Below are 13762 nucleotides of genomic sequence, written 5' to 3'. Positions count from 1 at the left end.
GGTGGATAACTATGACCGGACCCGAACACCCTGCCGACCGGCCGGGCGCAGAGACAGGTCGTGCTGATGAGAATGGTTCCGGCGGAGCCGAATACGCGGGTGGCAACGGGCAGGCTGTCGTGACCACCGACACCCGGGAACCGGTGCGGTTGAAGAACTCGCTCACCGGTTCGGTCGATTGGGGTATCGCCGCGCGCACCGGCGCCGCGCTGGTGCCGTCCGGGCCGCGCACCACGCGCTACTCGGCCGAACAGGCGGTTCTGGAGTTGGCCGAGGCGTCCCGGCGGGCCGAGGGCCCGGTGCGGGAGGTGAGCCATCTCCTGGACGGGTTCGCCGTGCCGGAGGCGCGGGTGGTGGATCGCAAGGGCTGGATCGCGGCCGCCGCGGAGTCCATGGCACAGCTCACCGGGACCGGTGTCGAGGCCGGGGACAAGGGCAAATTCGTCGGCAAACCGGCGGGTGTGCAGGCCGGGGCCATGTTGGCCTTCCTGTCCACCGCGATCCTGGGCCAGTACGACCCGTTCAGCGGTCCGGACGGCACCCTGCTGCTGGTGGCGCCGAACATCATGGCGGTGGAGCGCGCGCTGGGCGTGCCGCCCAGCGACTTTCGGCTCTGGGTATGCCTGCACGAGGTGACCCATCGGGTGCAGTTCTCCTCCGCGCCGTGGCTCGCGGACTATATGCAGCGCAATGTGGAGATCCTCGGTGAGGCCGGGGACGAACCCATGGCCGATATGCTCGCCCGCCTCGTCGAGGCCGTACGGGACCGCCGTCGCGGTATCGAGGATCCGGCGGGCGGCATGGTCGGTCTGTTGCGCGCCACCCAGGCCGAACCGCAGCGCGCGGCCCTGGACCGGATGCTCATGCTCGGCACGCTCCTGGAGGGCCACGCCGATCACGTCATGGATGCCGTAGGCCCGGCCGTGGTGCCGTCGGTGACCCGGATTCGCGCGGCCTTCGATCAGCGTCGCAAGCGGCCCGGTAATCCGCTGCAGCGACTACTCCGGGCGCTGCTGGGCATGGATGCCAAAGTGGCGCAATACGTTCGAGGCAAGGCCTTCGTCGACGAGGTGGTGGATACCGTCGGCATGGACCGGTTCAACGCCATCTGGACCGATGCGGACACCCTGCCGCGCACCGATGAGATCGGTACACCGCGGCGCTGGGTCGATCGCGTACTGGGCTGAACGGGTATGCGGCGACTCCGTTGAGCGCCGTGCGACGATCGGAGCGTGAACTCTCGCCCCCGGCTACCCGAGACGCGTGCGGCGCTGGAGCTGCGTCATGCCGTGCGGCGTTGGCTGGGCCGGTATGCGCCGGATGGTGTGGTGGCGGTCGGATTGTCCGGTGGCGCGGACTCTTTGGCGTTGACGGCGACGACGGTGGTCGAGGCCGCGCTGGTGGACGCGTACATCGTCGACCACGGATTGCAGGATGGCTCGGCCGAGGTCGCCGCCCAGGCGGCGGAGACCGCTCTCCGTCTGGGCTGTCGTTCCGCACGAGTGCTCACCGTGGAAGTGGGAACCGAGGGTGGCCTCGAGGCGGCGGCTCGGCGCGCCCGATATGCCGCGCTGAACGCGGCTCGGCTGGAACTGGACGGTCCGCCCCCGAATATCGTTCGGGCATTGCCGGATTCCGGTGCCCCGGGCTCCGGGCTGCGCAGCGCCCGGTCGGGTATGCCGGTTCTGCTGGGGCACACCCTCGATGACCAGGCCGAAACCGTGCTACTCGGACTTGCGCGCGGGTCTGGTGGGCGCTCGATTCGAGGTATGGCCGAGTACGCCGAGCCGTGGGGCCGACCGCTGCTGGGCGTACGGCGCGGTGTGACTCGACAACTGTGCGCGGATCTCGGGCTGACGCCCTGGGAGGACCCGCACAATTCGTCCCCCGACTTCACCCGCGCGCGATTGCGCGCCGAGGTGCTGCCACTGCTCGAGGAGGTGCTCGGCGGGGGAGTGGCTCCGGCACTGGCCCGCACCGCCGCTCAGCTGCGCGAGGACGGCGCGGCCCTCGATTCACTAGCCGAGAATTTGCTGAACTCCGCGATTGATGGCGAAGACCTGATGCTCGAGACGCTCGCCACTGCCGCGCCCGCGCTGCGGCGGCGCGTCATTCGGGCGTGGCTGCTGGCGGGCGGCGCAAAATCATTGACGGACAGCAATTTACGCGCGGTCGAGGCGCTGGTCACCGACTGGCACGGGCAGGGCGGTGTCGCGGTCGGTGGTTCGATCGGCGGGACCAGGTTGGTTGCCGCGCGTGAACATGGCAGGCTCATACTGACCCACAGCGAACCCGATCGGGGTCGACATCATCATTGAAGGGAAACCAGGCCACGTGTACGGGGATGACATCGCGTCGGTGCTGATCAGCGAAGACGAGATCGCGAGCAAGATCGATGAGCTCGCCGAACTGGTCGCCAAGCGTTATCCCGCCGGTGCCCCCGAGGGTGATCTGCTGCTGGTGGGCGTACTCAAGGGCGCGATCTTCTTCATGACGGATCTGGCCAAGCGGCTGACCGTGCCCACCCAGATGGAGTTCATGGCGGTCTCCTCCTACGGGTCCTCCACCTCGTCCTCGGGCGTGGTGCGGATCATGAAGGATCTGGACAAGGACATTGCCGGGCGCAATGTGCTGATCGTCGAGGACATCATCGATTCCGGGCTCACGCTGTCATGGCTGCTGCGCAATCTGTCCAGCCGTAATCCGGCCTCGCTGGAGGTGGTGACGCTGCTGCGCAAGCCCGATGCGCTGCGCACCCAGGTCGATGTGATGGCGGTCGGTTTCGATATCCCGAACGAGTTCGTGGTCGGTTACGGCCTGGACTACGCGGAGCGGTACCGGGATCTGCCCTATATCGGCACCTTGGACCCGAAGGTTTACGGGGGCTAGAGCCGCCCGCTCGGCGCTCTAGACGAGACCGTCCGCCGGATTCGGTGGGCGGTCTTTCGCTGTGATGTGACCAAACTCACGTTAGAAGTGTGGGGTTCGTGAACCCGGCTGCCGGGCGCCTTTGCTGAGCGTCGGCCGTCGAGTCGCGCCGGTCGGCGGGGGTGTGTAGCGTGGTGCGTGTTACTGCTGGTCACATGACCGCATGATTTTCGGGGGTGTCCGTCCGGGTGAATGGCCAGGAATTCGCGGTGCCGGTTACCGGAAAGTTTCAGGCGGGTCCTATGCTGTCTTTAACAAACCTGACGGCTGTTTTCTGACTCGATTCCAAACTTTCGGGTCGGATACGGCTGGATATTCAAGACCGATTCTGATAGCAAGGGGCTATGGACCCGCATTTGCGCGACCTGCGGTATTTCGTCGCCGTCGCTGAGGAACTGCATTTCACCAACGCCGCCCAGCGGCTGCACATCGCACAGCCCACGCTGTCTCGGCAGATTCGGCAGCTGGAGCGTCAGCTCGACGTGGTCCTGTTCGACCGCAATCAGCGCAGTGTGGCTCTGACTGTCGCGGGCAAGGAACTGCTGGAGGGTGCGCGCCGCATCCTCGAGCTCTGGGAGGTCACCAATGTCGCGCTGCAGGAGGCGGGTGAGGTGCTGCGCGTCGGCATCCAATCCTCCATCGGCCGCGGCCTGATCACCGATCTGGAGAGCGCCAGCGGCCACCGGCTCGCCCTGCACTCCGCATCCTGGACCGACCCGTCCAGTGGCCTGGCCGGGCGACAGGCGGACCTGGCGCTCATGTGGCTGCCCGTACCCGATACCGGTCGCTACCGGTGGCAGGTGCTGCGCACGGAGCCACGCTGGGTGCTGCTGCCGGAGAACCACCCGCTCGCCGGGCAGGAGACCATCGAATTCGCGACCCTGGCCGATGAGCCCTTCATCGCCATGCCAGCCGAAGCCGGTGCGGCCCGCGATTTCTGGCTCGGCGCGGACGCCCGCGGCGGCCGCCAGGCCAAGATCGGCGCGGAGGCGGCCACCGCCGAGGAGCGCCTGGAGGCGGTCTCGCTCGGACTCGGCGTCTGCCTGCTCGCCGAGAACAATGTGCCCATGTACCGCTGGCCCGGCCTGACCGCGCGACCCGTCGCCGGACTGGCTCCGTGCGAGCTGGCCGTCGCCTGGCGTGCCGATGACGATCGGCCGACCATCCTCGAGTTCGCGGCCCGCGTCCTCGAAGGCGGATTCGCCGACCGGGAGCCGGTCGCCGCGCAATAGCTCGAATCCGATGGCGGTAGTGGGTCGGAGGCACTACCGCCGCCTGGCGCGATCAACGAAAAAGGCAGTCCCGTCGATGACGGGACTGCCTTTTTCGTGTTCAGTCCTTGCCCGGCGCGGTGCGCTCCCAGGGGCAGGCGTCCTCCAGTTGGGCGGCCAGCTTCAGCAGGGTCGATTCACTGCCGGGCGGGCCGATGAGTTGTGCCGCGACCGGGGTCCCGGTCTTGGGGTGGACGCCCATCGGCACCGAGATGGCAGGCCAGCCGACCAGATTCCACAGCGGTGTGAACGGTGAGAACCGTGCGCTCGCAACCACATTCGCCAGCCACGGCCGGGAATGCCAGCGGCGGGCGCGGGGCGGCGGGGTCGCCAGGGTCGGGGTGATGGCCACGTCGTAGCGCTCGAAGTAGTCCAGCAGCCGCGCCTCGATGCGATCCACCTGCGCCGCGCGCAGCAGACCCGATTTCAGCACGGTCCTGCCGAGCGCGATATGGGTGCGGGTGCGGCGCTGCAGCCGCTCCGGATGCGCGACCGTCCCGGCCTCACGGGCGGCATTGGCGACCCAGCGCAGTCCCAGTGCGAAAGTAGCTCCCTGATAAGGCAATTCGGCGACACCGATGGTGTGCCCGGCGGTCGAGGCGGCGGCCGCGGCCTTGTCTGCGGCGGCGATCCACGCCTTGTCCACCCGGGTCAGCGGGTTCGGCGCGGCGGTGGCCAGGCCGATGCGCAGCGCCTTGGGCGACTCCAATTCGGCGAGTGCGGGGCGGTCGGCGAGCACCGACAGCATGAGCGCGGCATCGGCGACAGTCGTTGCCAGCACACCGTTTTCGGTCATCCCGCCCCAGGAATCCACCCCCACCTCGGCGGGTACCAGGCCGCGCCCGGGCTTCATGCCGACCACGCCGGAGCAGGCGGCGGGAATGCGTACCGATCCGAGTCCGTCATTGCCGTGCGCGATGGTCACCATGCCGGAACCGACCGCCGCGCCCGATCCGCCGGACGAACCACCGGCGCTGTAGCGGGAATTCCAGGGACTGCGGGTGATGCGGTCCGGGGTATCGGTGACGCCCCAGAGCCCGAACTCCGGAACCGTGGTCAGGCCGACGATAACCGCGCCGGCCGAGCGTAGTCGCCGCACCACCGGGTGATCCGCGGCCGCGGGCCGCTCGGACCCGGCCAGCGATCCGGCGCGGGTGACCGCACCGGTGACATCGACATTGTTCTTCACCGCGACCGGCACCCCGGCCAGCGGCAGCACATCCAGATTCGGGCGCTCGGCCAGCGCGCGGGCCTCGGCGCGGGCGGCGTCGACGCGAACCTCGCTGAACGCGTTCACTTTTCGGTCCTGCGCGCGAATGCGAGCGAGGGCCTGGTCCACCATCTGCTCGGCCGTCACGGACCCGTTCTGGACGGCGGAGGCGATTCCCGTGGCCGTGGTCAGATCCAGCGGCGGGAGGATTTCGGAATTATCGGTATCGGTATCGTCGGTGCGCGGTTCGGAAGTCGGATTCTCGTCGGCTGCTTCGGCTGATTTGTCAGTGTTCACCACTACCTCGTTCACCGCGGTCTCGACCGCTAGCGCGGTGCCCTCTTCGTACATACTGGTGTTCCCCCGTCGCCTCGAGTTCGAAATCGGGTGATCCGGTCCTGTGCCGCAAGTTATCATTCCGGCTATTGCTCAGGGATGATGGTGGTCGGGTGTGGCGGATTTTTTCGAAAGCGTGCTGACATGGCGTCAAGCTCCGAGCACCGTTCCGGCCGACACTCGGCCGGAACGGAATTCAGCGTGGTCGCGGCCTTCACCGCCGCCTGGACCAGCGGTTCCGCACCACCGCTGATAGCGGATTTCCTGCCCGACGCCAGCACCCTGCGCCGGGACGCGCTGCTGGAGCTGATTCGGGTCGATATACGGCATCGCTGGCTGCGCCGACCCGGGGTCACCGCGCCGGCGGCGCACCAGCGTAAGCGGCTCACCGAGTACTGCGCCGAATTCGCCGAACTCTCCCCGGGTGATCTGCCCGCCGGGCTGGTGTACGAGGAATTCGTGATTCGGCGGCACAGCGGTGAACGCGTGGATCCGCGCGATTGCCTGCGCGATTATCCGGAGCAGGCGAGCCAGCTGCGGGAGCTGCTCAATGCCGATGACGAGGATCAGAGCACCCGGCGCGCGGGGCTGGACGAATCCACCCGGGCCGGGCTGGACGAATCCACGCGTGCGCGGGACGCGACCGATCCGGACTCCACCCGGGTGCCGTCCGAGGAGTTCACCCGGGCCGCCGACATCCTGGACGAGTTCACCCGGGCCGCGGCCTCGTTCGGTGACTCCACCTACATTCGCGGTGGAGACGAATCCACCTCTGCCGGAGATGGTTTCGGTGAGGAGACGCATCCCGGCGTTCCGCTCGACACCGACTCCACCCGGGCCGGTGGAGTGTTCGACGGCGACTCCACCCGCATCCCCGATCCGGGTGAACTCACCCAGCGGGACCCGTCGGCGCTGCTCGCGGGTGCGGCCGACGGCACTCGCGCCACCGGCGGCGGGCTCAGTACGCCCGAGACCGGCGAACTCCTGGATCGGCTCGAAATCGGCCAGCGCATAGATGATTTCGATCTGCTCACCGGCCTCGGCAGTGGTGCGTTCGCGCGCGTGTTCCTGGCTCGGCAGCGCTCGCTGCAACGCTTGGTCGCGGTGAAGGTCTCCGCCGATCACGGCACCGAACCGCAGACCCTGGCGCAGCTGGATCACGACTACATCGTGCGCGTCTTCGATCAGCGTCTGATCTCGGGCATCCGCACCGAGTCCGGGCGGCGGCTGCGCCTGCTCTACATGCAGTTCCTGCCCGGCGGCACGCTGCTCGGGGTGCTGCGCTGGGTGCGGGCCACCCCGGCGGCCGAACGCAGCGGGCAACTGCTGCTCGACGCGGTGGACACCGCCATGGAGGAGAAGGGTGAGATCAGGCCCACCGACTCCAGCGTGCGCGCCGAACTCGCGGGGCTCAGCTGGCCGGAAACCGTTGCGTGGCTTGGTCGCCGGCTCGCCGAGGCACTGGATTACGCGGACGGGCACGGGGTGCTGCACCGGGATGTGAAGCCCGCCAATGTGCTGCTCACCGCCGAGGCCGTACCGAAGCTGGCCGATTTCAATATCAGCTTCAGCCGCAATCTGGACGATGCCAGCCCGGTCGCCTACTTCGGCGGCTCACTGTCGTACATGTCGCCCGAACAGCTCGAAGCCTGCCATCCGGGCCGGGCGCGTTCGGCCGCCGAGTTGGACACCCGCGCCGACATCTTCTCCCTCGGCGTGGTGCTGTGGGAATTGCTCACCGGGGCAAAACCATTCGACGACTCCACCGCCGGACCCGGCGGTCACGGGGATCGCACCACCCTGGAGGCCATGCTGGAACGGCGGCGCGACGGGGTGGAGCGGGTGGCCCTCGAGCGCGTGCCCGACGACTGTCCGGCCGCGCTGCGCCGCGTCCTGCTCACCTGCCTCGAACCCGATCGCGATGATCGCTGGAGCAGCGGTACGAAGCTCGCCGCGCAGTTGGAGATGTGCCTGGATCACCGCGCCCGCGATCTGGTCGATCCACCGGCGCACAGTTGGCGAATGCGGCTGCGGCCGTGGTTGATACCGATCGTGGTGCTGGCTATCGCCATACCGAATGTGCTGTCCTCGCTGTACAACATCGTGCACAACAACACGCTGATCATCAGCCGCATGTCCGAAGCCTCCATGCACAGCTTCACCCTCACCACCGCGGCGGTGAATGTGCTGTTCTTCCCGCTCGGGGCCGTGCTCATCATCTATCGGTGCAGACGGGTGATCGTAGTGCCGCGCGGTCTGCGCAAGGGCCGCACCTACGACGCGGACACGCTGAGACACGCTCGCGCCGATGTATTGCTGGCGGGAGAGCGTATTTCGGTGATCGTGTTCACGCTGTGGGCGATCAGCGCGGTGACCTTCCCGGTCGCGCTGCGCCTGGCCACCGGGGAGATACCCACCCGCGGCATGGTGCATTTCGTGGTGTCGCTGGTGGTCTGCGGGGCCATCGCGGTCGCGTACCCGTTCTTCCTGGTCACCTTCTACCTGGTGCGGTGCATCTATCCGATGTTCCTGCGGCACGGGGATATCAGCGCCGAGGACGCCATCTGGCTGCACCGGCTCGGACATCGCTGCACCGCCTATCTGGCGGTGGCGGCCTCGATTCCGCTGCTGGCCGTCGCGGGCGTGACCTTCCTGCCGCCCGAGGACATTCCGCGCGTGATCGTGGCGGTGCGGGTGCTCAGTGTCGGCGGGATCGCGGCCTTCGTGGCCGTGTACATCATGTTCCGGGCACTGGAGGCGGATCTGGCCGCCCTGGAGCGGGTGGTCGCACCCGGTCGGCACGCGCGTGACACCGGGGAGCCGGTGGGTACCGGAACGTGAGCGAGCATCCGGCCCCGGGGGTTTCGCGCTTCGCAGCCGACTGGGAAGCCACGCTGCGTGGCGACCGTGGGGAACCCCCGCACCTGCACCACTACGTCCCCGACGGGGAAGAACTGCGCCTGGACGTACTGACCGCGCTGGTGCGCGTGGACACCCGGCAGCGACGGCGGCGCGCGGGTATGGAGAAGCGAATCGCGGAGTACCGCAGCGAATTTCCGGCCGTGGCCGAGAGTCCGGAGTTCGTCGATCTGGTCTGTGAGGAGTATCTGGTTCGCAGCCGCTATCACGCCCTGGACGTGGACACCTTCAGTGCCGAGTATCCGGAGGTGGCGGCCGAGATTCGACGGCGCTTCGCGGAGGGGCCCGCGCCCGCCGCACCGCCCACCCTGCCCGAGGAGATCGAAACCGGCCGTCGACTGGACGATTTCGACCTCCTGACCGATCTGGGCGGGGCGAACCACAGCCGGATGTTCCTGGCCCGCCAGCGCTCCATGCAGCGCCTGGTCGCCGTGCGGGTCGAGGCGGGTGTGGACAGTGACAGCCCCACCGTGGCCCAGCTCGACCACCACTACATCGTGCGGGTCTTCGATCAGCGCCTCATCGCCGCCGGTGGTGACGGCGAATCCCTGCGCCTGCTGTATATGCAGTACCTGCCCGGCGGCAATGCCGAGGGCGTACTGCGGCTGCTGCGCGAAAGGCGAAGCGCCGCAGTCGGTCCGGGCGGTGGGCTGCTGCTGCGGGCGATCGACGCCGCCATGGAGGCCAGGGGGGAGATCCGCCCCGCGGATTCCAGTGTGCGACAGGAGATCGCGGCGCTGAGTTGGCCCGAGACGGTGGCCTGGGTGGGGCGCCGACTGGCGGTGGCCCTGGACTACGCGGACCGACACGGGGTGCTGCACCACGATATTCGGCCGGCGAATGTGCTGTTCACCGCCGAGGGCGTGCCCAAACTCGCGGATTTCGCCTTGGGCGCGCTGTACTGGAACGCCGGGATTCCCGGAGCGGGCGGCGCCGCCTCGGACGCAGCCGAGGAGCTGCGCTGGCGATCCCCGGAAGCGCTCGCGGCACGCCTCGATCCGACCGCGCCCATGCCCGATACCCGCAGCGATATCTTCTCGCTCGGCGTGCTGCTGTGGGAGATGCTGACCGGCACAGCGCCATTCGACGATTCCGCGGCCACGGATGTACCGGGCCACGAGGTGGTGGCCGCCATGCTGGCGCGGCGTCGCATGGGTGTGCCGCCCGCCGCGCTGAACGCACTGCCCGCCGATACGCCCGCCACGCTGCGCCGGGTGCTGCTGGAATGCCTGGACCCCGATCCGGAGCGGCGCTGGCAGAACGGCACCGAACTGGCGGGGCAGCTCGATCTCTGCCTGAACGCGCGCGCCCGCGATCTTGTCGACCCACCGCCGAAGAGCTGGCGCACCCGGGCGCGGCGCTGGCCGGTGCCGATCGCGGCACTCTGTGTGGGCGTACCGAATGCCATGGCCAGCGTCTACAACATCCGGCTCAACCAGAGCCTGATCGTGGATCGGCTCACCGCCGCCGATCAGCAGCGGTTCGGCACGGTGGCGCTGGTGAACAATGCCATCGCCTTCCCGCTGGCGGCGCTGTTGCTGCTGTGGCTGGCCCGGCGGCCGCTGACCGTTTCGTACCGGCTCGCGCACGGGCATCGGTACACCCCGGCCGAACTGGCCCGCGCCCGCGCGGACACCCTGCTGGTGGGGGAGCGGGCGGTGTGGATTCCCTTCCTGATGTGGATGATCGCGGGTGTGGCCTGGCCATTGGCGCTGGCCGGGTCCGGTGCGCGGCTGCCACCGCAGGTGTTCGCGCACTTCTTCGCGGCCCAGGTGGTCTGTGCCGCAATCGCTCTGGCGTATCCGTTCTTCCTGGTGACGGTGTTCTCGGTGCGGGTGCTGTATCCGCAGCTGCTGGTGCGCGGCGCGGTGGGACCCACCGATCGGCGCGGCCTGTGGACGCTGGCGCGGCGCAGCAATGTGTATCTCGCGGTGGCGGCATCGGTGCCGCTGCTGGGGGTGGCGACCGCCACCTTCGTCTCCCGTGCGGATCTCGAATTGGTGATCGTGCCGGTGCGCTGGTTGAGCGTGGGCGGGGTGCTGGCGTTCGTTATCAGCTACTGGCTCTTCCGCCTGTTGGAGGCGGATCTGCGCGCGCTGCTGCGGGCGATTCCGTCGGGCAGGTAGCCGGCGGGCGAACTTCATCGGGCGAGGCGGCAACGATTTTCGGGTCGATTCCGTAGGGTTGGCCGCGTGAACCGCGGCAGTGTCGAGATCTCCCTGGCGGAGTTGGCGGCGCGGATTCGGCGGAGTGCGGACGGGCAGGCCGGTCGGTTCGTACTGGGTATCGCCGGACCGCCCGGGGCGGGCAAATCCACGCTCGCCCGCGGAGTGCGCGATGAACTCAATCTCGCCGCGGGCGGGCCGATCGCCGAGGTCGCGCCCATGGACGGATTCCACCTCACCAACGCCCAGCTACGGGCGATGGGCGATCTCGGGCGCAAGGGCGAACCCGATACCTTCGATGCGGGCGCATACGTGGACCTGCTCCGGCGATTGCGCGAAGCGCCACTCGGACAGCCGATTTCATGGCCGACCTACGATCGCGAGATCCACGAACCCGTACCCGGCGGCGTGGTCTTCGGTGGCCAGCGCATAGTCGTCACCGAGGGCAACTACCTACTGCTCGAGGATTACGGGGCCTGGTCCGCGGTGCGACCACTGCTCGATGAGACCTGGTATCTCGATGTACCCCGCCCGGTCATCGAACAGCGGCTGCTACGCCGCCATATCCGCGGCGGACGCTCCCCGGAGGACGCCAAAACCAAAGTGGCGCAGAGCGATCTGCTCAACGCCCGGCTGGTGGAGGGCACCCGCCCGCGCGCGGATCTGGTGCTGCGCAAATTCGGTCGCGCCTACCGGATCGTCTAGCGCATCCAGGCCCGGGTCCCGACCGAAACACAGGATCGGGACGCCACCTCGGCGGCATGGGCCAGCGCCACCGGGAAGGCTTCGCCGAGCGTGTGGAAGTGGCAGAACGCGCCGTGCAGGATATCGCCCGCGCCCAGCGTATCGACGGCTCGCGTTGCGGTGACCGGGATTTCGCCGCGTTCCCCCGGCATGGACCAGACGATGGGATGCGGCCCGTCGGTGATGGCCACCCGCTCGGGACCGATCGCGTGCAGGTAGTCGAAGACGGCGGCGGGGGAATCCGGTGCCACGCCGGGTGGTGTGAAGGCCGCCGAACAGATGGCGATATCGGTCAGCGGCAGCAGTTCGCCGTGCACGGGACGCCAGCGGCCGGCGTCGAGCACCACCGGAATACCCCGCGCCCGCGCCGCCGCCGCGATATGCCGGGCCGGTTCGGCGTAATGCCCGTCCACCAGGACGACGGCCACGCGATCCAGATGTTCGGCGGCGGTGCTGTCGAACGGTGCGTGCACGCGAGAACCGTCCAGCGACACGATCGTTCGCGTGGCCGCACCGGTGGCCACGATGATCGAGGAGACCGGCGGCTGCTGGTCGCCGTCCGGGGTGAGGTCGGTGATGCCGACCCCGTGCTGTTGCAGATCCTCGCGGATCAGCTCCGCCAGTGGATGTTTGCCCAGCGCCGTGACCAGCGTCGGCACCCGGCCGGACAGGTGCGCGTAGGTGACCGCGGCATTGGCGGCCGGACCGCCCGCGCCCAGGAACAATTCGTCGGCCTGGGTTTTGCTGTCCTCGGCGGGGTAACGGTCCACGGCATAGGCCAGATCGAGTGTGGACAGTCCGATGAACACCGCTCCGTTGTCGTCCATCAGCCGACGATACGGCGCTACCGTGGTGGAAACGGGGAGGTAAGGCAGGCAATGGAATTGGTCAAGGGCGCGAACGCGCCGATCGGTACGGACGAGGTGATCGTCGAGGTCATCGCGGCTACACAGGTGGATGTGGCGGCACTACTGCTCACCGCCGCCGGAAAAGTGCGCTCCGACAGTGATTTCATCTTCTACAACCAGCCGGTCGGTCCCGGCGTCACCGCACAGCCGCCCAACCGGATTCGCATCGCCACCCGGCAGGTGCCCGCCGAGATCGACAAGATCGTGGTGACGGCGAGCCTGGACGGCTCCGGACCGCCGAACTGGGGGCGCGCCGGACGGCTCACCATTACGGTGGCCGACCCGAATCGGCGCACCACCCTCGCGACCTTCACCCCCACCGATCTGAATACCGAGACGGCCGTGGTCGGCGTGGAGATCTATCGGCGACAGGGTATGTGGAAAGTCCGCGCGGTCGGCCAGGGGTACGCCAACGGGCTCGCGGGGATCGCGACGGATTTCGGCATCACCGTGGATGACGCGCCCGCACCGCAACCGGCGTATACGCCACCTCCGGTGAACTATCCGCCGCCGGTGCCCCCGGCGACGAATTACCCGCCGCCCGTGCCGCCGCCCGCGTACTACCCACCGCCGCAGCAGAACTCATATCAGCAGCCCTATGCGCCGCCCCCGCAGCAGTCGTACGCGCCGCCCCCGCAGCCGCGCTTCGGTGAGGCCACCGTCAGTCTGGACAAGGGCCGAGTTTCCCTGTCCAAGAACGAAACCGTCTCGCTCACCAAGACCGGCGCGCCCCAGCTCACCCGGGTGAAAATGGCGCTGGGCTGGGATCCGGCCAAGCGCGGCAAGGATATCGACCTGGATGCCTCGGTGGTCGCATACAACCGGCAGGCCAAGGACTTGGGGAAGGTCTGGTTCGTCAAACTCTCCGCGTTCAAGGGCGCGATAAAGCACTCCGGGGACAATCTCACCGGTGCGGGCGAGGGCGATGACGAGGTGATCACCGTGGATCTATCCGGCCTCCCCGCCGACGTCTACGCCCTGCTCTTCACGGTGAATTCCTACTCCGGCCAGAAATTCGACGAGATCGCGCGCGCCTTCTGCCGGTTGGTGGACGACTACTCCGGCGCGGAGCTCGTGCGCTTCGAACTGTCCCGCGGTGAACGCCGCACCGGTCTGTTCATGTGCATGCTGACTCGCGCACCGCACGGCTGGAATATGACCGCGCTCGGCGAATATGGCGACGGCGCAACGGTTTCCAAGATGATCGATCCGGGAAAGCGTTTCGTACTGGCGGCCGTGCATTGAGAAAGAAGAATGGGTTGTAGCCGAATTATTCTCGGC

General features: G+C 68.2%; 10 protein-coding genes. 8 read left to right on the top strand and 2 right to left on the bottom strand.

The features are described 5' to 3' along the window. The first annotated feature begins 119 nt into the window (after nucleotides 1-119). From OHB26_RS09385 to OHB26_RS09370, 4 genes are all read left to right on the top strand, one after another. The gene (locus OHB26_RS09385; RefSeq protein WP_330183807.1) at nucleotides 120-1187 is read left to right on the top strand and encodes a zinc-dependent metalloprotease; all 1068 of its coding nucleotides are present in this window, start codon (nucleotides 120-122) and stop codon (nucleotides 1185-1187) included. Between the two features lie 45 nt (nucleotides 1188-1232). After that, complete coding sequence (tilS, locus tag OHB26_RS09380) at nucleotides 1233-2318, top strand: tRNA lysidine(34) synthetase TilS (RefSeq protein WP_330183806.1); 1086 nt, start codon at nucleotides 1233-1235, stop codon at nucleotides 2316-2318. 16 nt (nucleotides 2319-2334) lie between these two features. Beyond that, entirely contained in the window at nucleotides 2335-2889 is a 555-nt protein-coding gene (gene hpt, locus OHB26_RS09375; protein WP_067573480.1) for a hypoxanthine phosphoribosyltransferase, read from the top strand. Nucleotides 2890-3272: 383 nt separating this feature from the next. After that, complete coding sequence (locus OHB26_RS09370; RefSeq protein ID WP_330183805.1) at nucleotides 3273-4160, top strand: LysR family transcriptional regulator; 888 nt, start codon at nucleotides 3273-3275, stop codon at nucleotides 4158-4160. Nucleotides 4161-4260: 100 nt separating this feature from the next. Here OHB26_RS09370 and OHB26_RS09365 read toward each other — a convergent pair whose 3' ends face one another. Then, nucleotides 4261-5760: an amidase gene (locus OHB26_RS09365; RefSeq protein WP_330183804.1), complete on the bottom strand. Its 1500-nt coding sequence runs from the start codon at nucleotides 5758-5760 to the stop codon at nucleotides 4261-4263. An 831-nt stretch (nucleotides 5761-6591) separates the two neighbouring features. Between OHB26_RS09365 and OHB26_RS09360 the strand changes: the two genes are divergently transcribed. The 3 genes from OHB26_RS09360 to OHB26_RS09350 all read left to right on the top strand — a co-directional run bounded on the left by OHB26_RS09360 (nucleotide 6592) and on the right by OHB26_RS09350 (nucleotide 11534). Then, entirely contained in the window at nucleotides 6592-8586 is a 1995-nt protein-coding gene (locus OHB26_RS09360; protein ID WP_442942993.1) for a serine/threonine-protein kinase, read from the top strand. Beyond that, nucleotides 8583-10790, top strand: coding sequence for a serine/threonine protein kinase (locus OHB26_RS09355; RefSeq protein WP_330183802.1), 2208 nt, complete (start codon nucleotides 8583-8585; stop codon nucleotides 10788-10790). Before OHB26_RS09360 ends, OHB26_RS09355 begins: the two co-directional genes overlap by 4 nt. Before the next feature lie 66 nt (nucleotides 10791-10856). Next, complete coding sequence (locus OHB26_RS09350; protein ID WP_330183801.1) at nucleotides 10857-11534, top strand: nucleoside/nucleotide kinase family protein; 678 nt, start codon at nucleotides 10857-10859, stop codon at nucleotides 11532-11534. On the opposite strand, the gene OHB26_RS09345 is transcribed toward OHB26_RS09350, so the two are convergent. Continuing rightward, nucleotides 11531-12400, bottom strand: a complete 870-nt coding sequence (locus OHB26_RS09345) for a PfkB family carbohydrate kinase (RefSeq protein WP_330183800.1) — start codon at nucleotides 12398-12400, stop codon at nucleotides 11531-11533. The two genes, OHB26_RS09350 and OHB26_RS09345, sit on opposite strands and share 4 nt — an antisense overlap. 51 nt (nucleotides 12401-12451) lie before the next feature. On the opposite strand from OHB26_RS09345, the gene OHB26_RS09340 reads away from it, so the two are divergent. Continuing rightward, on the top strand, nucleotides 12452-13726 hold the full coding sequence (locus OHB26_RS09340) for a TerD family protein (RefSeq protein ID WP_330183799.1): 1275 nt from the start codon (nucleotides 12452-12454) through the stop codon (nucleotides 13724-13726). Nucleotides 13727-13762: the final 36 nt, after the last annotated feature.

The sequence above is a fragment of the Nocardia sp. NBC_01503 genome (genome assembly GCF_036327755.1).
GTDB lineage: Bacteria > Actinomycetota > Actinomycetes > Mycobacteriales > Mycobacteriaceae > Nocardia.
The sequence above is the reverse complement of the archived record's forward strand: the minus strand, read 5'-3'. Positions and strand labels throughout refer to the sequence as shown.

What these genes read in the sequence shown, in the direction of transcription:
- OHB26_RS09370 (WP_330183805.1), top strand. Translation starts at nt 3,273, where the DNA reads ATGGACCCGCATTTGCGCGACCTGCGGTATTTCGTCGCCGTCGCTGAG.
- OHB26_RS09345 (WP_330183800.1), bottom strand. Translation starts at nt 12,400, where the DNA reads ATGGACGACAACGGAGCGGTGTTCATCGGACTGTCCACACTCGATCTG.
- OHB26_RS09365 (WP_330183804.1), bottom strand. Translation starts at nt 5,760, where the DNA reads ATGTACGAAGAGGGCACCGCGCTAGCGGTCGAGACCGCGGTGAACGAG.
- OHB26_RS09340 (WP_330183799.1), top strand. Translation starts at nt 12,452, where the DNA reads ATGGAATTGGTCAAGGGCGCGAACGCGCCGATCGGTACGGACGAGGTG.